Consider the following 22,791-nt stretch of genomic DNA (forward strand, 5'->3'; position numbering starts at 1 on the left):
TAATCACGGGTTTTAATGGGATATTAATAGCAAACAGGAAACCAAGAATAAGTGAGGTGGATGTGATGTGGCATGGGTTAATTGAACCTCTCCAGTGGGGATATATGCGTGAAGCTATAGCCATTGCGGTGCTGCTGGGAATTTTAGGGGCGGTTGTGGGTAGTTATTTGATTGTGCAACAGATGGTCATGATTGGTCATGTGATCGCCCATGCTGTTTTACCTGGACTATCCATTGCCTTTTTTGTGGAGGAGCAATTTCTGTCTCTGGGGGCGTTTATAGCTGGGACATTGAGCGCGTTAGTGGTGGCTGGCATTCATCAGCGATCGCGAGTCAAGGTGGATGCGGCAATGGCGTTAACGTTAACCAGTTTTTTGGGCTTGGGAGTTATCTTGATTTCCCTGTTAGAAACCAATCAATTCGACCTCAGTTCTATTCTCTTTGGCGATATTTTAGGCGTCAGAACCAGCGATGTCTGGCACACGCTAATGATTACAGTCGTCATTTTACTGTTGACCAAACTTTTTTACAAAGAACTCCTTTTCTACACCTTTGATCCCCTCGGCGCTCAAGCCAGTGGTTTACCCGTTACCACTATGTATTTCGGCTTCATTTGTGCCATTACCTTAACGATTGTCGCCAGTATGCAAACCGTTGGAGTGCTTCTGGTTATTTCCCTCCTCGTCGGTCCTGCCATTACTGCCTATCTTTTGGTCAAAGAATTGCATCAGATGATGGGATTGGGGGCAATAATCGGTGTAATTGCTGGTGTCAGTGGCATGTATTTAAGCTATTACCTAGATTTACCATCGGGTTCGGCGATTGTCCTGGTTGTCTTTAGTTTCTTTATTCTGGCATTTCTATTCAGTCCCACCCAGGGAATTTTAACCGAACCCGGAACCCTCCGTTGGATTGCCAAAATCCTGCAACCCATAAAACTCTGGAGACGCTGATTCCCTTTTTTTGACCACTAACTGAGGTTAAAAATGAGATCCTCTTACTCAGTTTCTGTTAGAGCAAGTTTTTGAATAGATTGAAAAATTAGCTCAAGCTTGGTCAAACTAGAAATATATCTATCGACTGACTCAACCTGCCGTAATATCCTCCTTTAGCTTGGCGTCAGCGATAACGGTTGATTGTTAAGGTGATAAAAGATAGAAAAGAGCCTTAAATCTCTTAAGGGAACATTCAATATCAGTAAAGGAGAACAACTCTACATGGATAGTAATAAGCAATTTTTGGATAAAGATAATCAACCTCTTGAACCCACTGCCAATAAACCCGATGAATCTTCTAACGATGAAGGTAAGGGTGTAGTCGGCGCTGGGGTAGTTGGTGCAGTGATTGGTGCTGTAGTCGGTGGTCAAGTTGCTGGCAAACGAGGTGCTGTAGTGGGTGCTGTCACAGGCGCCGTAGCTGGTGGTTTGACCGCTAAAGCCACTCCTGAGGATGCACCTGATAAACTCAAAAGAGCTGCTGAACAGGCAGCCAATAAAGTGCAAGATGCGGCTGAACAAGCTAAGCCAGCTATTGAAAACGCCGCGAACCAAGCTAAAAGTGCTGCTGTCAAGACAGCCGACAAGATTCAAGATGCAGCCGAGAAGGCTAAACCTTCTATTGAAAGTCAAGCTGATAAAGCGAAAAGTGCTGCAATTGGTGCAGCCGATAAAGTTCAAGATCAAGCCGAGAAGGCTAAGCCATCGAGAAATCTAGATGGTGAGGTAGTCGAAGAACAAGAACGGATTATTGTTGAACCAACTTCAACGGTAATCGCGGCAAAACCTGTCACTGTTGTGGACAAGAACGTCGCAGAAACAGAAGTGAAACCGATTGACGTTAAGCCAGAAACACCTGAATTACCTGAAATCGACAAGCCAACATTCTCCGTCCGAGACACAAAAGGTTACAATAAGCCTTCCTAAGGGAAAAAGGGGAAAGGAATTCTGTTATTCTTTTTCCCCTTTATAGCAACCGCCAAGGATGTTAGGACGAATGGCACTGAAAATTTGCCTTGTGAGATCGCCAAAACCTTTGATAGAGCGATGAGTCAGGGCGGGTTTAGGCACATCATGGTGAGCTCAGAAAAGATAGTAGTAAAACCCGCCCCTACAACTGTCATAACTTTTCCCAGCATCAAGAGCTCCCTCAGCTTCAAGAGCACCCCTGCTACATCAATCCCCGCCCTTTTTGGGCAAATTCATCAATGGTTTGCTCGGATAAATTGTGAGTTGCCATCGCATTCAACATCTCTAACGGTAGCGTCAGATGATCCGCCCCAGCGATTAAAGCCCCCGCCGCTTCTTATGGTGATTTGAGACTGGCGGCTAGAATTGACTTACCATGCTGGTGGGCATTGCCCACCCTACGCTATATCAAGGGTTGCGGCGCTCCAACAATGCAAATTTTCAGTGTCATTCATCTTTAAGGTGGTGCAATTAGGGTGAAGCCTTCGCTACTACCAAGAATGACGCGATCGCGAATCGGTAATACTGCCAAAGTTGACTCATCCACCAGTAAATACGCCGACGTTGACGCCAACTGTTTCAACCTAGTTGTATCCGCCGGAATCACTTGGCGATCGCTATAAAAATCTAAACTGGGACGCCGATAACCAAACGACGTATAAACTACAGTTTCTGGGGGAGTATTTTCCTGAATCAACTCGGCAACTGGTTTCACTGCAAAGGCTTCATTTAATTCCCAAACCCAGGATGTAGACATCATTAATAACAACAACGCCACGTAAGTTCCACCCAATAAAATCGGGATAAATTGGCGATTATCCTGGTAAACGTGCCAAGCCGCTAAACCCATTGTTAACGCCACAACCACGCCCATAATAATTAACACAGGCTGCGGATCTGCCAGGATAAAATAAACACATCCCCCCACCCCAGCAACTGCCATCAACCCTAAAAGCCAGACTAAAACTTGGGGATAATGCTTGCTTTTTTGCCATAAATGTGCTAAAAATACGCCGACAGCTAGAGCAAAAAAAGGGTATAACGGCATAATGTACCAAGGTAACTTGGTTCCCATTAGGGAAATCGTCCCCAGATAGCCAATCGTACCAATCAGTACCAGTTTGCCCCAACTCCTTTGACGATGATGCCAAGCTAAGCCCAATCCGCCAAACCAAAACAGTAGCCAGGGAAAACTGTATTTGAGTAATTCGAGCAAATAATACCAAGGCGCACCTTGGTTTCCCTCCACCGATTCCGAAATGCGGTTCAACCCCTGCGCCTGAAAATGCACCTGCAAAAAGGTTTCGCCATAATACTGCCACTGTGCAATATACCACGCGATCGCAGGCGTACTCCCCAAGAGAATACCCAGCCAAAAATAGGGATGTTTCAATTGCGCTAATTGTCTATCGGCTAAGAGAAACCCAAACGCGATCGCACCCAACAGGATCACCAAAATCCCTTTAGTTAACGTAATCAATCCCAGGCTAATCCCAATCCCTATTGCCCAACGCTTATCGTGACGCGCTTTCAGCAAGCACAATAGCAATAGCACAAAAAACAACACCACCGTACCATCCAGCATCGCCAGACGCCCATGACGCACCACAGGTAGCAACGTTAAGTAAACGCTAGCCGCCAATACAGCAGGTAGACGTTGGGCAAAAAGTTCTCGCCCCAACAAATACAGTAGCGGAACCCCACAAGCGGACAAAAACGCTCCCGGTAGGCGGGTGGTGAATTCTCCAATCCCCCATAATTTATACGACAGAGCAATTAACCAATCCATTAACGGGGGTTTGAGCAGATAGGGTTCCCCCCCAAGCGTCGGATGAAGCCAATTCCCTGTACGATAAATCTCTCTGGCAATTAGGGCGCGAGTCCCCTCATCCCAATCTCGTAGCGGTACATTCCCGACAGACATACCTCCCAGGAAAAGGGCGGCTAAGGAAAAACCGATTAGCCAATGGTAGTCAGTGAAATTTAGTCGTCGTTTTGTCAAGTCTTTATCTCTTGACAGAAGAGGTGAGTTGTCTCTATTACCGACTCAATCTCTACCGCCTTCTTAACTCTGGAACTTATGCTCTAGTAATGATTAAACGTTCTTCGGGTGTCCAACAGTTCTAGATAAGAGATTGGCACCACTATGGGCCACATAATGGTAGCAATGACCAAAATCACCCAAGATAAAAACTTATCCTTTGAGGATAAGCTGTCATCATGTTGCATGAAATCTAACCATCGGCTGAATAAGAGCGGTAGCATGACCAGGTAAAATGCGACTAATCCGATAAAAACTGTTTCCCACATACAAAACCTCAATAGCTTGACAATCAATTTGCTGATGAGTGACTCCTCAATAAAGGAAACTCACCAAACCTAAGCTGTATCTTCTTTCCCACCACTGCAGATAGGATGTCCTTCCCTAAAGCACTTTCACACCAACAGAAGACTAAGCTACTCTTTATGCTAACTTTTAGGAGTTTAAATTGCTTTGTCCGATTGACGTTAACTGATAAAGTTTATCTGTATCAGCATAACTAATACTTACGTACTAAATTAGCTGCCGTCTGTTGACCATCACAGGATGACATCCCAAACATATATCTCTAGAGTGGTGTACATTATATAGTATAGTAGTATCAAAAAAAATATGTGGATGGGGATAACCTGATGATTCGTGCCGTGTTATCCGCCCTAGGCAAAACTTTACGAGGACTAAGCTTCACTCCGTAGAGGATGGTGGCTGCTCCACCACCTCACTAATCGAACTCAATCCTTTTTGTTCCAACTTTCTTAACAATCCCTGCATGATTCGCCGCACCATCCAGGGTCCCTCATAGACTAGCCCTGTGTACACTTGAATCAAACTGGCACCGGCGGTGAGTTTTTCCCAAGCATCCTCGGCGGTAAAAATCCCACCAACACCGATAATCGGTAGTTTCCCCTGGGTTTGCTGGTGAATAAAGCGAATCACCTCTGTCGAACGCTCCCGCAAAGGCGCACCACTAATTCCGCCGGCTTCTTCAGTCACGGGTTTACCTGTTGCGGCGATAAGTTGAGTTTTCAGCCTATCCCGGTTAATGGTTGTATTGGTAGCCACAATCCCCGCAAGCTGGTAAGTTTGAGCTAAATGAACAACATCTGCGATCGCGTCCCACTCCAAATCCGGTGCAATCTTGACTAAAAGCGGCTTTTGCCCCTGATTATCCTGTTGCAACGTCTCCAAAATGATTTGCAGTTGCTCAGCATCTTGCAGCGATCGCAATCCGGGTGTATTGGGTGAACTAACGTTAACCACAAAATAATCGCCCCAGGGCTTAAGCAGGCGGAAACTAGCTAAATAGTCCGTTGCCGCATCTTCTAGAGGTGTTACCTTAGACTTACCCAGATTGATCCCCAAGGGGATCGGCTCAAAAGGCTGATGCGCGATCGCTCCTAATCGTTGAGCCAATGCTTTTGCCCCTCGATTATTAAACCCCATGCGGTTGAGAACGGCTCTATCTTGGAGCAATCGAAACAACCGGGGTTGTGGATTTCCGGGTTGGGCTTCAAAGGTAACGGTTCCTAGTTCAGCAAAGCCAAAACCAAAGATCCGCCAAATTCGAGCCGCTACCCCATCCTTATCAAATCCGGCGGCTAAACCTAGAGGATTGGGGAATTTCAAGCCCCACAGTGTTTGTTCTAAGCGAGCATCACTTAGGCAAAAGGCTTGGTGCAATTGAGAGGAAAGCCAAGGAGTTGAGGAGGATTCATTAGTACGATCTAGCCAACCTAATAAGTTTATCGTTTGTTCGTGCGCCCACTCCGGGTCTGCTTTAAAGAGCGAAAATAGAATGGGGCGAATGGCAGATTGATAAATATCAGTCATTGGTCATTTGTCCTTTGTCATTTGTCCTTTGTCACTCGTCATTCATCCCTATTCCCTGTTCCCTGTTCCCTGATAATTGATTATGGGTCAGCAAAATCTACCACCCCAAAACGATCATCCATTTCTTGCCCTAGGACGAGTGTTGGAGACATTGCGGGAAGAGGAAAATGCTGGCGTGTTGATCGAGACTACTCTAAATTACCTGCAAACGGAGTTTGATTACCACCTAATCTGGATTGGGCTTTATGATCGCTTAGAGCATCGCTTATTTGGGAAAGGGGGTATCGCTCAGACGGCAGATACCGATTTTTTGAAGCAGCGATACAACCTGCAACCGGGGGATCTTTTAGAACAGGTAGTAATCCAGCAGCGCCCGATTACCCTTCCAGATATTCAGAAAGAAAGCCGAGCTGGAGAATGGCGCCGAATTGCCGAAAACTTAGGTATTCAGGGAGCACTGCTGTTGCCCTTGCGAGCCAAGGATCGATGTTTTGGTATAACCTTGTTGGGTTCAAATCAGTGGGGTATCTCTCCCCAACCTGAAGACAAAGCCCATTTATCCATGGTTTTGGGGGGATTAGCGACGGCGTTACATGAAATAGAAGTAAATTGGCAACAATCAGCAATTAAACGCCCCGATAAACCCCTCTTTCAAGCCCTCGATGAGCTGATCAAATTGCCCAAGGTGGTTCAGCGTCTGGATAAATTGGTGTCGATGACCCAAGATTTTATCACGCCCACACGCACCAGTATTTATTGGTATAATCCTCAGCAACGCTATTTCTGGCATCGGGTGGGCAATCGCCAATCTCTCCGCAGTGTGGTGGGGTCACGAGGCTCGACAGCAGGTCTTACTGTTGCTGAAGCCACTGACTTTTATCAGGCGCTGGCTAGGGGTCAGTTAGTGACAATTGGAACCAGTAGAAGCCAACTCCAGCCAGAAACCACAAAACATATCCTAAATCGGCTGCGGACTCGTTCATTGATGGCAGCCCCGATTCAAAGCCAGGGGGAACTCTTGGGTTTTGTGTCGGTAGAAGATGATGCTCCTCGGATTTGGGAGCGGGCAGAACGGAACTCTATACTAGCAACCGCTCAATTAGTGGCGCTGGTGGTGAGTTGTGAGGAACTAGAATCTCAAGTTCAGTTAAGCCTAAAGGATAGCCAGTTGGTGGCAACGATTGCTCAGACAATCGCTTCTAGCCCCACGACTGAAACTGCCCTCAATGATTGTGGAAAGCTGATTTGCCAGCATCTAAGAGCCGATCGCTTTTTAATCCTACAACCTGATCCCTCGGGTCAGTTCAACCTCGTATTTGGCAAACAACCGTCGAATCGCCGTCCTTGCCCATCACCCCTACCGCCTCTTGAGCCAGAGGAGCAGGGGTGGTTGAGTGAACAAAACAAAATGGTGGCGATTGAAGATGTAGAGGCAGATGGGCTACTGATATCCTGGCGGGACAGTTTCACTGAACTTAATGTGCGTTCTCTGCTGCTGGAGTTTTTGTCTGTTCCAGAACATTCCCCCAACTCACCCAGCTTCGTGTTAATTATTGGTCATGACAGTCCCCGGACATGGAACCGTAATGAACGGGATTTTGCCAAAACCATTGCCCAACTCATCCATCTGCTGCTGACTCTTTCGGGTGAGTTGGATAACGCCAAACGTTCATTTTTGGCTCGCCAAACCCTCCAGTCGGGATTATCCCTGCTCAACTGTGCCTCTAAAGATCCGGTGCGCTTTGAAAAGGCTTGGGTTAATTATGTGGCAAAGCTGTTGGAATGTCCTCTAGTGGCGCTGCTAACCTGGACTCCCCAAATTCCTTGGGCAACGGTAACGACTGCTGTTGTTGCTGATCCCAGTTTGGCTCTCCCCCCAGATTTAACGATTCCAGTAGCAACCAACCCCTTGATTCAAGAGGCTCTAGCTACGCCGCATTTCTGCTGCTGTTTGGTGAGGGATCTGCCTGATTCGATCCGTCAATGGTTTAATAGTCCCGATATTGGTCAAATCTTGGTGATTGCGTTGCATCAGGGTAAAACCTCCGCCACGGGATTGGTACTAATTGCCGATCGCGAGGAACGGATGTGGTCTGAGGATATGTTATCGGTACTCGAAACCCTAAGCCAACAGTTTACTAGCTTGCGTGAGTATCGCTATCGTTTGATTCGGCAAACCCAAGATCGGGAAGATTTGCAAGCTCTAAACTGGTACAAACACCGATGCTTAGAGAAATTGTATCAGTCTGTGCAAGAGATGAGCAATGGGTTACTGGCATTGGATTCTCAAAACACCTATCCGGCTGAGGCGACGCAGTATGTTACTAATTCTGCTTTACAAAAGATGCGTCGTCAGCAACTGTTGCATCAGTTAGAAGACGTTCTGGCGGGATTGAATCCGATCCTCAAGCAAGAACAATGGCAACTCACGACTAACCTACGTCCCATACAGTTGGCAACCTTGTTGAAGCGATCGCTGCGACAGGTTGAACCATTTTATCATCAGCGTCAACTGGTGCTGAATATGCATAATGTGAGTCAGTTTACCATTTATGGCGATCGCCTTAAGCTAGAATGCATTTTGTTAGAGTTATTGCTCACCATTGGCTTACATTCCCCTGCCGGACTTTGGATTCATCTGTGGTGCTGTCCCTTGCGTGCGGATGTCAAGCCCACTGTGCGCTCAAGTTCACCTTATCCTTTATTAGAGTTACTGATTTGTGAAAATAGTTCTCTGGAGGAGTGTCAGCAGGCTCTCACCGCTTCACCAAAAAAATCCTTGCCTAGCTTAAGTATGAAAATTTGTCAACAGATTTTGCGAAGTTGGGGGGGCGATCTCCTCTTTTACCAAACTCAAGTCCATGACTATTTGATCCGGTTACTTTTGCCATTAGAACAGAATCACAAGTAAATCTGGTACGATTTTGGCGATCGCGGCTTAAACATTAAAAAGCTATGACTCTCAGATTTATCAGCCCGAAAACTGACTTTGCTTTTAAAAAAATATTTGGCTCAAAAGATAGTAAAGATATCCTAATTAGCTTTTTAAATGCCTTGATTTATGAAGCCAACCCCGTGATTCAGGATTTAGAAATCATTGACCCCTATAATCCTAGGGATGTGGTTGACCTAAAAGATAGCTATCTGGATGTCAAAGCCTTACTGGATAATGGCTCAACTGTGCTAATTGAAATGCAAGTCCTCAACCTAGCCTTCTTTGAGAAGCGAGTCATTTATAACCTGACCAAAACTTATGCGAATCAATTAAAATATGGTGAAGGATACTCGTACCTGAAACCAGTCATTGCCTTAACGATTACCGACTTTCCCATGTTTAATCAGACGCAACGGTATCTGACCCGGTTTAGCTTGAAAGAAAAACAGGAGTTATTTGACTATCCTGATCCAGAAGTCGAGTTAATTTTTGTAGAATTGCCGAAATTCCCGAAAACACTGGATGAATTAGAGAGTTTAACGGATAAATGGATTTATTTTATTAAAGAGGCTCCCAGCTTGGAAGTGATTCCCCCCACATTTAGCCAACTTCCAGAATTAGATAAAGCGATGAATATCGCCAATCAAGCGAATTTGAGTGTAGAGGAAGTGGAAAAATTGCGTAAGCAAGAAATGTTCCTGGAAGACCAACGGGGATCGATTGTTAAGGCAAAGCAGGAGGGACGGCAAGAAGGGTTAGAGCAAGGAATCCGATGGATATTCCGTTTTCTGGAGCGACAGTTGGGGTCAATTCCGCCAGAAATTAGTCAGCGGATTCAAAAGTTATCGGTTGAACAGTTGGAACGTCTAAGCAATGATGTTTTTGATTTCAACAATTTAGAAGAGTTATCAAGTTGGTTACTCGAAAATGGGTGATTTTGAGTCGAATTCATGGAAACCTGGGAATAATTAGGGCGCACCATCCGTCATCCGTGTCAACTTAAGCCACAACCCTTGCCAATTATTGTTTCGAGCAGTTCGACACAAACTGATCGTGTTTCTTGCTCCCCCTGCTCCCCCGGCTCCCCCTGCTTTTAGCGCTTAAGTTGACACCAATGCACGGAGCGTGCGCCCCTAGGGGGTTGGAACATTGAGACGCCAACCGGGTTTGACGACTTGACGCGATCGCGAAATCACCAGACAATCATCGGGTGTATTTTCGGTTACGACTGAACCCGCCGCTACTGTGACATCTTGACCCAAAGTTACGGGTGCAACAAGGACACTATTGGAACCCGTCTTCGTGCGATCGCCGATTTGGGTGCGATGCTTTTGTACCCCATCGTAGTTGGCGGTAATCGTTCCCGCACCGATGTTCACCTGATTCCCCAATGTCGCATCCCCCAGATAAGAGAGGTGGGCGATATTCGTGCGATCGCCAATTTGAGTGTTTTTCAGTTCCACAAAATTCCCCACCCGACAGGACTCCCCGAGGGTTACATGACCTCTAAGATGGGTATAAGGTCCGATTCGGCTATTCTCTTGCACCACAGAATCACTCACCACCGAATACATCGCCGTTACATTTTTCCCTAATCGACTATTTTCAATCAGACTTCCGGGTCCAATCCGACTCCCGGAACCAATCACTGTTTTCCCCCGCAGATGGGTTTGGGGTTCAATAATTACATCCGGTTCTAATTCTACCGTGTCATCAATGGTAATACTATCGGGATTAATTAACGTTACTCCTGCACTCATCCACCCTTCCTTCACCCGCTCCTGTAAAATTTCGTAAGCTTGGGCTAACTGGTTGCGGTTGTTGATCCCTAAAATTTCCTGGTAGTCCTCCACATCAACCGCCATTACGGGTTCTAGTTCATGAATCGCATCAGTTAAATAATATTCTTGCTGGTCATTATTCGTTTGTAGATTTGGCAGTATTTTCGCCAATTTCTGCCAATTGAAACAATAGACTCCCCCATTAATCCGACGGTTCTGCTTTTGTGCTGTGGTGCAGTCTCGATCTTCCACAATCTGGGTGACCAGATTTTGACCATCACAAAAAACTCGCCCATATCCTTGAGGATTGGGGAGTTGCGCGGTTAAGAGGGTAGCGGCATTTTGATGGGTTTTATGGGCTTCTAATAATTGTTGCAGCGTTTGGGGGCGCAATAGGGGAACATCGCCATTCAAGACTAACAAATCCTCAGTAAATCCCTCTAAGTAGGGTAGGAGTTGTTGTACAGCATGACCGGTTCCCAATTGTGCAGTCTGCTCAACAAATTCGATATCCTGGAACTGGGCGAGAGAATTTTTCACAAGTTCTGCTTGATAACCGACAATCACAAGACACCGCAACGGATTGACACCAAGACAACTCTTGAGAACTCGTTCCACCATTGACAAGGAACCCAAATTGTGACATACCTTGGGCAAATTGGATTTCATTCGTGTCCCGCGCCCTGCTGCTAAAATCGCGACTGCAACCATGATTGTGATAGGGGTGATCTGCTACCGAATTATAGATTTTTGCTAACTGATAATACCATAGTATGTTATACCTAGTCGGACAGAATTAAAGTTGACGGTTACTTTATGAAAAATTTCCACCATGGTTACCACACCTGTTTCGATAACGGCACCAAATGCGAGTTCGTCAATCTTGGCGGCGATTAATTCCAGTACCTGGGATTCCGGAAAAATTGTTCATCTATAGAAATATGGAAAATGAGGGTGACTTGATCACCGGTAAGCAATCAGGAGTCCCCGAAGCAGCAGGAAGTAAACACCGAAATGCAACAAAGATAAGTGTTTTGGATAGGTTGTATGGAGCAGCAGTCTACAGTGAGTAACACAAAACCATCGGATGGAGTCGTATTAGAACCCCAAACCGAATCGACGCTATTTGATTTCCGTTGGTTTTTCCAGCTACCCCCTATGTTAAAGGGTGTGGGAGTGAGTCTAGCCGCCTGTAATACTGTGGTGATCTCATTTGGGCTTTATTCTCTGTTGAATGCTGTTCCATCCAACCCTGCCCTTGACCGATTAGAACGGGCGAGGGCAGAATATGATGCGGGAAATTTTCAAAAGGCGATCTCACTAGCTAAATCGATTCCTCGTGAGAGTGCTTTATACCAGGATTCTATCACCAGCCTCAAACGGTGGCGGCGGGAATGGTACACAGCAGCTGCTCAATACCAAGCCGCTGAACAAGCTCTCAAGGAGAAGCGATGGCGAGATGTTTTGGAAGCCGCTCGCCAAATGGATGGGGTGCACTTCTGGCGGCGTAAAGTTGAGTCACTGGTTGAACAAGCCAAACCTGAGTTAGAAGCTGAAGCGAAACAATTACTAGATCAAGCTTACGCCAAAGCCCAAAAAAAGGATTTTACCGAAGCTTTGAACTTGCTCAAACAAATTCCCCCAGAGACAACAACGGCGGCTACAATTCAACCGAAGTTAGCTGAGTATGAAGAAAAACAACGCATTAAAGCAGAATATCTTTTACAACAAGCCTATAACCAAGCCGCCAAACGAGATTTTAAAGGCGCGTTGAACTATCTGTCGCAGATTCCACCAGGTACATCTGTCTACGAGACGGCTCAAATCAAGATGGCTGAATATTCGCAAAAGCAGCATTTTAAGGAAGAAGTCGAGAGAACCGTTAAACTGGCGAAGCGGGCGTCAGAGGAGCAAGAAGAATCGTCTGAACCTTTTTCTACAGAACCGTTCATCTCTACCGAAACGAATGAAAAAACATCAGAACTTAATCCCGGAAACCAACTACAAGAGGTTACGCCTTAAGTTCGTCAAAGTTTCTTTAAAGCCCAAAATCAGGTAGAGACGCACCTGGCAGATGGAGAATGGGCGAAGGAGAAAGAAGGTTCTCACCCCCGATGGTTCACAAGAGAGCCGAGTAAAATGGGGATACTGATACCGAGTTGCGCTCAAACATAGTAGATAGGAAAAGCAGGGGAGGCAGGGGAAGCAGGGGAAGCAGGGGAAGCAGGGGAAGCAGGGGGAGAGAAAGTTATATCTTTGAATGCAACTTGGTATGATTTGGCTAAACGGTAAGTCACACAAGAAGGTATCCTCGTCCATAACCTAGCTATAGCGGTTCTCATGCAGGTGAGGTACACCGGAATGTAGGGGCGCAAGGCTTGCGCCCTTATCGATGTACCGCATTAGACTGGAAATCGCTGTATGGGCGGGGAGTGTCAAAGAGACTTTTTAACCCGAGTGAAACGTTTCTCCATCTCCTCTAGTTCTATTGCTCCGGTGAAAACATCCCCATTCATAACAAAAAAGGGAGTTCCAGTAATTCCCAAACTCTCAGCTAACTGAATATCCTGATTTATTGCCGTTTGTGCCCCTTGGCTATTGCGATCGCGGTTAAATTGGTCTACATTTAATTTCAAACCCTTGGCTGTTTCAATATAAAATGATTCCCCCAGTTTTTCCTGCTGAGTAAACAGCACATCGTGATACTCCCAAAACTTCCCCTGTTGAAACGCCGCCCATGCTGCTTTCGCTGCTGAGATAGCTTGGGGATGAATTGAGGCTAAAGGGTAATGCTTATAGGTCAACGTTACCTCATCCTGATGCTTTGCCATAAACCGTTGCACCGTGTTATGCGCCCTGGCACAATAGGGACATTGAAAATCGGAAAACTCCACCATGACAATCTTGGACTGAGACGCCCCCGTGGTGGGTGACTCCCCAATAACGGCTTGAGGATTCATTTTGAGTTCCTTAACAAACGCTTGCTGGGCTTGTTGGAGTTGCTGTTGGACAAGCTGCTGATACGCCTGAACGGATTCTAGAATTACTTCTGGGTGTTCGCGAATAACTTGCAACACTTGTTCTTCAAATTGGGGACTAACTGGGTTAGCGGCTTGAACGGGTAGAGAAGAGCCGAGTAAGGTAATACAAAGGAGCAAAAGTCCCACAATTGTCTGAGTCAACCGGGAAAGATGAGAGAGCGCGATCGCACAAAGCCGAAATGGGTACATAATTTAGATGGTCTATGGTTCATCATTCATTGTTGATTGTATCGGGTGTACAAGAGGTAAGATTCAGTTTATAGGAATACTGCGAGCACCGTTCCGTTCGTTCGTAGTCGGCGCTTTAGCGCACTACAAGAAGATATAACAACCGCCAAGGTTAAACAATCTCAGATGGTTCTGCAAACTCCAACCTCCGCCAAACGCCAAGAACCCCTAGTTACCTGGGAAAAGCTTCCCGACGATTTTATCCTGCCTGATGATCCCGTGGAAAACATTCAACAACCACCCCTCGCCGCCGCAGTGACAGACGCCTTAGGTGCAGCCAATCGCCTGAATTCGCAAATGTTAATCGCTTCTAATTTTGGGCTTGTGGCGACGGTAAATCGGAGAATTGTGGTCAAAGCACCAGATTGGCTGTATGTACCCCAGGTATTACCGGTTGCAGAAGGCGTAATTCGTCGCAGCTATACCCCCAATCGCGAAGGAAGTCCAGTTGGGATAGTCATGGAGTTTTTGTCAGAAACTGAAACAGGAGAATACTCAGTACGACCAACGTTTCCCTATGGGAAGTTGTACTTCTATGAGCAAATTCTGCAAGTTCCCACCTATGTCATCTTTAATCCCCTAGAACTAATCCTAGAAGTCCGTCGGTTACAAGATAATCGATACCTATTGCAACAACCCACAGCGGAAGGACGCTACTGGATTCCTGAATTAGGACTATTTTTAGGTATCTGGTATGGCACTCGATTAGGCTCAACAACCCATTGGTTACGCTGGTGGGATGAGTCTGGGAACCTGTTGCTGTGGAGTGCGGAACAAGCCGAACAGGAACGTCAACGCGCCGAACAGGAACGCCAACGCGCCGAACAAGAACGCCAACGCGCTGAACAAGAACGTCAACGCGCTGAACAGGAATGTCAACGCGCCGAACAGGAACGCCAACGCGCTGACGCGATGACGAACAACCTAGAGGAAGAACGGCAACGCAATCAGGCGTTAATGGCAAAATTGCAAGAGTTGGGAATTGATCCCAACTCTTTGTCCTAACGAGTCGAGCTTTAATTCTGAGCTATAGGCGACAGCAGAGCGCTCCCCTTCGGGAGAGCGTCGGGAAGGATAGCCTGACAATGACGCGAAGCGGAGTTGTCAAATTTCATGGGTCGAATATATACTAGAAACGTGGCAAACGTAAAATAAATAGATGGGCCGTTCTACGCCTTTGTTTCGGGCAATGCACAGAGTAGACACCCATAGCTGGAATACGTTTTCTGGAAACGCAAAAAACGAAAGCTTAAAAACAAGTTCTCACAGTTAAGAAAAAAGTATTAAAAAGTGGGTCTGGGCATCTTACTCACTATAAAAAGCTCGAATCCTACGCTCTAGAAATAGAGATCGTTATAGATGTAGTAGGTGGGAGAAGCCAGCAGCGTATACTTGTATCGCTGTCTGGAGTATGTCACTCAGAAACGATAGTCGTGAAAAGAGCCCCTACACATTGGTAGGGGCTGTTTTAGTTGCATGTGGGTGAGGTAAAAAACGATAGTCGTAAAACCCGCCCCTACGGACGCAATGCAAGAAGCGTCTCTAAAATTTTAACCTGTTCATTCATTAATATCGCTGATCCGCCGCAGATTCAAAATATCGCTCATCTTTTTAATTTGAGCGAAACTCTGCTGCAATTGTCCGTAATCCCGAATATCGATACACAAATCAATCAGCGCGGGTTTACCGTCTTGAGTTTTCACCTGAGCTTTCCGCACATTGATATGATGGTCACTTAAGCGGGAGAGAATATCCTTCAAAACTCCGACTCGATCCAACACTTCAATTTGAATATTAATCGGATAGGTTTGGGGACGCCCACTCTCGTGATCCGTCGGATTCCAACTCACTGGAACTAATCGATCTCCCTCAATATTTTCGACATTGGGACACCCTTGACGATGAATCGAAATTCCCCGCAATCGGGTGACTGTACCAATAATGGGTTCGCCGGGAACCGGGTTACAACACCCAGCAATCCGATGCATTAATCCCTCGACGCCCGCAATGGGTTCGCCTTTAACCGTCCACTGATCACTTGCCGCTTTCGCTGTCGGTAGCGGTGGAACTAAATTTTCTATTTCTGCGGGTTCAATTTCCAGAGGTTGTGAAGCTTTCACCGCATCGCGCAACCGATTGACCACTAAATTCAGGGTGACTTCTCCATACCCCAACGCCGCCATTAAATCTTCAGAATTCTGATAGTTACAGCGTTCGGCGACGGATTGCATGGGTTCAGATTTGAGCAAGGATTCAAATCCATTTTTACCCAGTTCCTTCTCCAGCAATTCTCGACCTCGCGCCACATTTTCATCCCGGTGCGATCGCTTGTACCATTGGCGAATCCGGTTTCTAGCACTGGGGGTGACGACAAAGTTTAACCAATCTAAACTGGGGTGACTATTTTTCTGGGTGATAATTTCTACAATATCCCCATTTTTCAACGGCGTATCCAGGACTCGCCACTGACCATTAATTCTCACCCCAGCACAGTGATTGCCAATCTCGGTGTGAATCCGATAGGCAAAGTCTATGGGGGTTGCGCCCCGACTCAGGGATACCACATCTCCATCGGGGGTAAAGACGTAGACATCATCGTCAAATAAATTATCCTTGACACTTTCAATATATTCATGGGCGTCTTTCAGGTCATTCTGCCATTCCAGCAACTGCCGCAACCAGGTAAACTTATCATCGTCGTCACCAATCTGGGTCGGATCAGAACTCCCGGTTTCTTTATACTTCCAATGTGCAGCAATCCCATATTCGGCAATTCGATGCATTTCCAGGGTGCGAATTTGCACTTCGATGGGACGCCCATGGAAGCCAATTACCCCTGTATGTAGGGACTGATAACGATTGGGTTTCGGTAAGCCAATATAATCTTTAAACCGACCTGGAATCGGTCGAAAGGCATCATGGACGACAGCTAATGCGCGATAGCACTCTTCGTTGCTCTTAACGATGATCCGCATCGCGGCTAAATCATAAATTTCGTGAAACTCCTTGTTGCGGCGCTGCATCTTCTGATAAATTCCATAAAGATGCTTAGGACGACTACTCAAGTCCACACATTGAATGCCCATCTCCGTAAGGCGCTCTCGCAAAATCTGCGAAACTTGGGCTAATCGTTCCTCCCGGTCTTGACGCCGTTCAGCAACCAGTTCCTGTACTTTGCGATAAGCATGAGGTTCAAGATACTTGAAGGATAAGTCTTCTAACTCCCATTTAAACCGCCCAATCCCCAAGCGATTGGCTAAGGGGGCGAAAATCTCGCGGGTTTCCTGGGCGATCGCACGCTGTTTTTCTGGCTTAAGATGTTCTAGTGTCCGCATATTATGCAAGCGGTCTGCCAACTTCACCACTATCACCCGGATATCCTTCGCCATGGCGAGGAACATACGGCGGAAGTTCTCGGCTTGGCGTTCGGTTTTACTGGAGAAGTTAAATTTAGAGAGTTTGGTGACTCCTTCGACTAAATGGCGTACCTCTGCACCAAATATTGACTCAATCTCCTCGAGAGTGACATCCGTGTCTTCGACCACATCATGGAGTAAGCCCGCCGCTATCATGGTACTGTTGCCGCCTAAGTCTCTTAATAAGCCAGCAACCGCCACAGGATGAGCTATATAGGGTTCTCCAGAGGCTCGATACTGTTGTGAATGAAGTTGATAGGCAAATTCAAACGCCCGCACCACTAACGCCGCCTCATCCGGCGCTGATGGGTCAGAGGTGGCAGAGGCTGTTGATAAACATTCCTGCAACCAGTCGGGAACGTCTAGGTTATAGGTGGTGGTTAGGACAGTTGCACTCATAATTTTTTCCCTGATAGATCTATCAATAATAAGGATGGTTGAACGGTAATGGCAGTAAGATCTCTATTTAGTGGTATATTTATTGGCTTTTGTGAATTCCAGAAACGGGTCAAAATTCCCTAGACTATCCGTATAGTAATTAGACCTAGATGAGAAATAGTAACATGAACTACCAAATATCTATCCTTCGGATTCGGTACAGAAGCAACACGTCGCTTCTGTCACGGACTTTATCTCCAGGGAAATCTTGAATAACCAAAGGACTTGGTTGAAGCCAACACCCTAGGTTTTTTGCGGATGGTTGTCAATAGCGGGTTGCTAAGACAGCAAGTAGCAAACAGCAACTGTTTTAGAGGAAATCCCTTTTGGCAGTACCACACCACCATTACGGCTCCTCCTCACGTTGGTTGCTCTGCAATGAGAATACTAGCTGACTTTCAGACTCAAACCTGATCCTCAGCTTGGTAGCAAATTCTTGCATTTATAAACAAAAATACAAGATTCTTTACGTTTATTCTAGACCAACCTGTCTCATAATGTTAGTCCCCTCCCAACGGCAATCCTATCAGGACTTTCAACAAGTCATAGAGACTCTGCACAAGAGCACCCAGAGTCAAGAGTTAGACAAAACCGAGATCCAGGAGCGTTTCCAGGCGGTGAAACAGCTCTTTCAAGGGCGAATTATCACGCTCAGTCCCGATGAGGTCAATGAGGAACAAGTCTCAGCATGGCAGTCTAGGCAAACCGAAATCCATAGACAAATGCGACTGCTAGAAACCGATATACTAATGTTGCGGACGGCGCGACATTCTGCAACTGTTCAGTCTAGGGTGGCTATCATCCGCGATCGCTTGAACACCCTGATCCAATACTGTGGTGTCATGCTTCAACTGTAGCGCTCTCGTCCAGTCCTGTCGAGGGGGGCGTTTTGAGTTTTGAATGTGTTGGGGCGGGTTTTACCATTATCGTTTCTTGCCACCCAGATGTAATTAAACCCGCCCCAACCCTGTAGAGACATAGAATGCTAAGTCTGAGTTTTGAGTTTTAATAAGGACAGGTGCTTTGAGGAAGAAAATCGGTGCAATGTCCCAAATGTAGAAAAGTCCCACTCTTAGACGGCTATTTAGAGCATCAGTTTGCCGTGAAGTATTGCCAAGAGTGTAAAGGCACTTGGATTCCTGCCAAAGAGTATGAAGCATGGCAAGCCCATCAACCGTCTGCTCAGAGAATGCCTGAGCTTACCCCAAATTCATTAAATGTGAATTTTGTCAAGTCACCTTTCGATACCAAAGCCGCATTATGTCCAGAGTGCCAGCGCTATCTCTCTCGCGCTAAAGTTAATCTCAAGACGCCCTTTTATGTGGAACGGTGTTCTCACTGTCGCGGGATTTGGTGCGATTATGGGGAGTGGGACATTCTAGAAAGTTTGGGACTCCATACCGTAATTGAGCAACTCTTTACCAACGAATGGCAGAGTAAAGCACGAGAACAGCACCTTTGGCAAAAAGAACGCCAAGCCACGGTTGACAAATTAGGGAGTGAGTTAGCGGCGCAGGTGATTGAGTTGGGGGAAAAATTAGCGGAACATCCCAATGGGGATTTTGGTGTCGCTTACCTGATGCGGCGCGTCGGCGGAAATTGGCAACGACACAATCCGAAATAGGCTATTTGATCGACGCTATCATACGCCCTGGCGGTGCAGAACGTGAAAGCTAGGTTTTGAGTGCCTAAACCCGCTCCTACAATTGACTTATGAGTTTATTTTGTATTGATAATTTACACATTGCCTATCCGAGTAATCCTGACTATTGGGCGGTGAATGATGTCTCATTTACCCTAAATCCCGGAGAACGATTGGGATTGGTGGGAGAGTCGGGGTGTGGCAAATCCACTTTGGGACGCGCCGCGATGCGGTTATTACCAAAAGCAACAAAAATTGAAGGGCAAATTAGATTTAAAGGACAGTCTGTTTTTGAATTGAACCCAACTCAACTGCGCCAGTTTCGCGGGGAAGTGGTGGCGCTGGTATTTCAAGATCCGATGACACGCCTTGATCCGTTGATGACGATTGGGGATCATTGTCTGGAAACCTTACAAGCCCATCAACCTCACTTATCGCGTTCTGAAAGTAAGCAAAAGGCAATTGAAACCCTAGAAGCGGTGAAGATACCCGCTAACCGTTGGTCACAGTATCCCCATGAATTTAGTGGGGGAATGCGGCAACGAGTCGCGATCGCACTCGCCCTTCTACTCAATCCTAAAATGATTGTCGCTGATGAGCCAACCACAAGTCTAGATGTCACCGTCTCAGCTCAGATCTTACAGGAACTGACGCGACTTTGCCAAGAACGGGATATGGCGCTGTTGTTAATTTCTCATGACTTGGCAATGGTGGGGGAATATTGCGATCGCGTAGCGGTGATGTATGAGGGCAAACTGGTAGAAATGGGGGCAGTTGGGGATATTTTACACCACCCTGAGGATGAGTATACGCGATCGCTCCTGCAAGCCGCGCTGCTTATGCAAACGGTGAATGATCACGAACAATGTAGAGACGTTGCATGCAACGTCTCTACACCGGGGGATAACATTCTCCCGACACCCATTCTCCAAGTGCAAAATTTAAAGCAATATTTCACCTTAGAACAAAATTTTATTGCCCAATTGTTTTCGGGCGAACCTCAAGTTATCAAAGCAGTGGATGAGGTTAGCTTTGACCTGTATCCGGGTCAAGTTTTGGGACTTGTGGGAGAATCGGGCTGTGGAAAAAGTACACTATCGCGCACCATTTTGCAACTCATTCCGCCCACCTCTGGTACTGTTGAATTTCAAGGCATAAATTTAACCCAACTGAACCGGAAATCTCTACGGGAGATGCGGCGACATATCCAAATGATTTTTCAAGATCCGTTGGCTTGTCTGAATCCTTTAATGACAGTGGGTGATAGTATTGCTGATCCCTTGTTTATCCACAACTTGGCGACACCTACAGAAGCGAAACATCAGGTGATGGAAATGCTAGAACGGGTGGGCTTAACACCCCCAGCCGACTATTACCACCGCTATCCCAGGGACTTATCCGGGGGACAGCAGCAACGAGTTGCGATCGCGCGGGCGTTGATTACTCGCCCCAGTTTGATTATCTGTGATGAACCCGTGAGTATGTTGGATGCAACTGTGCAGACGCAGGTACTAGAATTAATGCGATCGCTAAAAGAAGAATTTGAGTTAACCTATTTATTTATTACCCATGATCTCTGGGTAGCGCGGTTTTTCTGTGACGCGATCGCGGTGATGAATCGGGGTCAGATTGTAGAAATGGCAAAAACGGAAACTTTGTTTACCAATCCCCAGCATTCTTATACCCAAACCCTATTACAAGCTGCTCCATTATTGACGGTGTAGGGGCGGGTTTTACTACTATCGTTTCGGTTACATCCAGATATAACTAAACCCGCCCCGACGCAGGTTTCTAGATTCCCCGTGAAAATTGGGAATTCAAAGAGAAAGTTGAGTCACGGCGATACTACCCCTAAAACAAATATCAACATCTGTACCAGGGGCGCGATCGCGTTTGGCATATTCTCCTTTATAGTAATAGCGATCACCCTCTACAACATAGTTAACGGGTAAAGGCTGGGTACTCGGTTTACAGAATACGATATCGGGTTCTGGAGAACCGGGTTCTAGGTGAGGTAAATTGACATTCCAAAACGTACCTGGAGGAGTGGGATGTTGAAATAACTCCCCTAACACCCTGGTTGTCCAACGACTAGCCACTTGCCAATCAATTACCAAGGGGCGTTTAATCCAGTGGGAAATGGCAATTCCCGGAATTCCCAAAATTGCAGCTTCCCTTACCGCCGCGACTGTACCGGAAATATGGATATCTACCCCCAGATTACCGCCTGCATTAATCCCAGAGAGTACCCATTGGGGATTTTGCACCAGTTGACTCAGGGCGAGACGGGTGCAATCGACGGGGGTACCGGCTACCGCGTAGGTAAATTCTGAGCGCTGTTGGACATGGATAGGCTTATGCGTCGTAACTTGATGACTACAACCGGATAAATGGGTTTGAGGCGCGACGATGACGCCTTTACCCTTGACGGCGTGCTGGAGTGCTTGAATCCCTGGAGCATCTATTCCATCATCATTGGTGAGAATTAAAGTCATCTTATGGGCATAACGGATAACACCAATGTTCTAGCATAGCGTTAAACTATAGTTAATATTTTTGATATGTTAAAATTACATGGGCTACTTAATCGGATTATAGACTAAATTTTTATAGAAAATGATACCATCGTCAAAATCTATCAACTTCGATGTAGACAATAACTCAGAATCTATTGTGCCAGATATACCTGGACTAAACTACATTCCCGATTATATCAATACCCAGGAGCAAAATCAATTACTGGAGATTATCGACCAACAGGAATGGTCAACCCAATTAAAACGCCGAGTGCAACATTATGGGTATCGCTATGAATATCAAAAACGGACATTAGCAGCAGCCAGCTACTTAGGAGAATTGCCAGATTGGGCAGATCAACTGGCACAACGACTGGTTCGCGATCGCGTAACCCCCATTCTTCCCGATCAACTGATTGTCAATGAGTATTTACCCGGTCAAGGAATTACCACTCATGTTGACTGCATTCCCTGTTTTGGTAATACCATTATCTCCCTAAGTTTGGGGAGTATTTGTGTGATGAACTTAACCCATGCGCCAACAAAAACCCAGATTCCTTTTCTTTTATTACCTGGAAGTTTAATTATTTTACAAGGCGTTGCCCGCTATCAGTGGCAACATGGCATTCCTCCTCGCAAAAAGGATAAGTATCAAGGTCAAGAATTAGTCAGAAGTCGGAGAGTTTCGCTTACGTTTCGAGAGGTTTTATTCCCGTATAAGTAATTTTGACCCAATCCGTATTAGAAAATCCAAAATCTAAATTTTAAATTAGATGCACCCGTTAAAAATCATCTAATACCAAATCCGCGTTAGCCACCCCCTTTATCAATGGATAATTAATAATTGATAATTGACAATTGATTAATTGGGTCTAAGACCTCTTCGTTTACGAAGAAATTAAAAAAAATTTTCCTTAATTTCAATCCTCTTCTTTTAAGGAGAGGTCATTATCCATTGT

General features: G+C 46.1%; 17 protein-coding genes and 1 pseudogene. 10 read left to right on the plus strand and 8 right to left on the minus strand.

What is annotated here, in order from left to right; translation table 11 throughout:
* The first annotated feature begins 65 nt into the window (after positions 1–65).
* Positions 66–953 (plus strand): metal ABC transporter permease, encoded by an 888-nt coding sequence (locus RLO19_RS11780; protein WP_446356599.1) that lies wholly within the window; start codon positions 66–68, stop codon positions 951–953.
* A 264-nt stretch (positions 954–1,217) separates the two neighbouring features.
* Positions 1,218–1,922 (plus strand): YtxH domain-containing protein, encoded by a 705-nt coding sequence (locus tag RLO19_RS11785; RefSeq protein WP_446356572.1) that lies wholly within the window; start codon positions 1,218–1,220, stop codon positions 1,920–1,922.
* Between the two features lie 244 nt (positions 1,923–2,166).
* On the opposite strand, the pseudogene RLO19_RS11790 reads toward RLO19_RS11785, so the two are convergent.
* The 4 genes and pseudogenes from RLO19_RS11790 to RLO19_RS11805 form a co-directional block, all read right to left on the minus strand.
* Positions 2,167–2,331, minus strand: a pseudogene (locus RLO19_RS11790) (transaldolase family protein); the annotation flags it as partial.
* 90 nt (positions 2,332–2,421) lie between these two features.
* Positions 2,422–3,966 (minus strand): ArnT family glycosyltransferase, encoded by a 1,545-nt coding sequence (locus RLO19_RS11795; RefSeq protein ID WP_446356573.1) that lies wholly within the window; start codon positions 3,964–3,966, stop codon positions 2,422–2,424.
* Positions 3,967–4,049: 83 nt separating this feature from the next.
* The gene (locus RLO19_RS11800) at positions 4,050–4,274 is read right to left on the minus strand and encodes a hypothetical protein (RefSeq protein WP_446356574.1); all 225 of its coding nucleotides are present in this window, start codon (positions 4,272–4,274) and stop codon (positions 4,050–4,052) included.
* A 415-nt stretch (positions 4,275–4,689) separates the two neighbouring features.
* Complete coding sequence (locus tag RLO19_RS11805; RefSeq protein ID WP_446356576.1) at positions 4,690–5,835, minus strand: quinone-dependent dihydroorotate dehydrogenase; 1,146 nt, start codon at positions 5,833–5,835, stop codon at positions 4,690–4,692.
* Positions 5,836–5,917: 82 nt separating this feature from the next.
* On the opposite strand from RLO19_RS11805, the gene RLO19_RS11810 reads away from it, so the two are divergent.
* A complete protein-coding gene (locus tag RLO19_RS11810) occupies positions 5,918–8,746 on the plus strand; it encodes a GAF domain-containing protein (protein ID WP_446356578.1) in 2,829 nt (942 codons plus the stop codon).
* A 44-nt stretch (positions 8,747–8,790) separates the two neighbouring features.
* Complete coding sequence (locus RLO19_RS11815; protein ID WP_446356579.1) at positions 8,791–9,705, plus strand: Rpn family recombination-promoting nuclease/putative transposase; 915 nt, start codon at positions 8,791–8,793, stop codon at positions 9,703–9,705.
* Positions 9,706–9,903: 198 nt separating this feature from the next.
* On the opposite strand, the gene glmU is transcribed toward RLO19_RS11815, so the two are convergent.
* Positions 9,904–11,262, minus strand: coding sequence for a bifunctional UDP-N-acetylglucosamine diphosphorylase/glucosamine-1-phosphate N-acetyltransferase GlmU (glmU, locus tag RLO19_RS11820; protein WP_446356581.1), 1,359 nt, complete (start codon positions 11,260–11,262; stop codon positions 9,904–9,906).
* A gap of 336 nt (positions 11,263–11,598) precedes the next feature.
* On the opposite strand from glmU, the gene RLO19_RS11825 reads away from it, so the two are divergent.
* On the plus strand, positions 11,599–12,573 hold the full coding sequence (locus RLO19_RS11825) for a hypothetical protein (protein ID WP_446356583.1): 975 nt from the start codon (positions 11,599–11,601) through the stop codon (positions 12,571–12,573).
* A gap of 413 nt (positions 12,574–12,986) precedes the next feature.
* On the opposite strand, the gene RLO19_RS11830 is transcribed toward RLO19_RS11825, so the two are convergent.
* Positions 12,987–13,781, minus strand: a complete 795-nt coding sequence (locus RLO19_RS11830) for a DsbA family protein (RefSeq protein ID WP_446356584.1) — start codon at positions 13,779–13,781, stop codon at positions 12,987–12,989.
* Between the two features lie 165 nt (positions 13,782–13,946).
* Between RLO19_RS11830 and RLO19_RS11835 the strand changes: the two genes are divergently transcribed.
* Positions 13,947–14,825, plus strand: coding sequence for a Uma2 family endonuclease (locus tag RLO19_RS11835; protein WP_446356586.1), 879 nt, complete (start codon positions 13,947–13,949; stop codon positions 14,823–14,825).
* Between the two features lie 554 nt (positions 14,826–15,379).
* Here RLO19_RS11835 and RLO19_RS11840 read toward each other — a convergent pair.
* Positions 15,380–17,635 (minus strand): RelA/SpoT family protein, encoded by a 2,256-nt coding sequence (locus RLO19_RS11840; protein ID WP_446356588.1) that lies wholly within the window; start codon positions 17,633–17,635, stop codon positions 15,380–15,382.
* Between the two features lie 536 nt (positions 17,636–18,171).
* On the opposite strand from RLO19_RS11840, the gene patD reads away from it, so the two are divergent.
* The 3 genes from patD to RLO19_RS11855 all read left to right on the plus strand — a co-directional run bounded on the left by patD (position 18,172) and on the right by RLO19_RS11855 (position 21,040).
* On the plus strand, positions 18,172–18,531 hold the full coding sequence (gene patD / locus RLO19_RS11845) for a heterocyst frequency control protein PatD (RefSeq protein ID WP_446356590.1): 360 nt from the start codon (positions 18,172–18,174) through the stop codon (positions 18,529–18,531).
* A gap of 182 nt (positions 18,532–18,713) precedes the next feature.
* Positions 18,714–19,298, plus strand: coding sequence for a zf-TFIIB domain-containing protein (locus tag RLO19_RS11850; RefSeq protein WP_446356592.1), 585 nt, complete (start codon positions 18,714–18,716; stop codon positions 19,296–19,298).
* A gap of 89 nt (positions 19,299–19,387) precedes the next feature.
* Positions 19,388–21,040, plus strand: coding sequence for an ABC transporter ATP-binding protein (locus RLO19_RS11855; protein ID WP_446356594.1), 1,653 nt, complete (start codon positions 19,388–19,390; stop codon positions 21,038–21,040).
* A gap of 93 nt (positions 21,041–21,133) precedes the next feature.
* Here the strand turns inward: RLO19_RS11855 and surE are convergent, their stop codons facing one another.
* On the minus strand, positions 21,134–21,811 hold the full coding sequence (gene surE / locus RLO19_RS11860; RefSeq protein WP_446356595.1) for a 5'/3'-nucleotidase SurE: 678 nt from the start codon (positions 21,809–21,811) through the stop codon (positions 21,134–21,136).
* Positions 21,812–21,932: 121 nt separating this feature from the next.
* Between surE and RLO19_RS11865 the strand changes: the two genes are divergently transcribed.
* Positions 21,933–22,556 (plus strand): alpha-ketoglutarate-dependent dioxygenase AlkB, encoded by a 624-nt coding sequence (locus RLO19_RS11865; protein WP_446356597.1) that lies wholly within the window; start codon positions 21,933–21,935, stop codon positions 22,554–22,556.
* Positions 22,557–22,791: the final 235 nt, after the last annotated feature.

Source organism: Coleofasciculus sp. G2-EDA-02, assembly GCF_040226375.1.
Lineage (GTDB): Bacteria > Cyanobacteriota > Cyanobacteriia > Cyanobacteriales > Coleofasciculaceae > Coleofasciculus.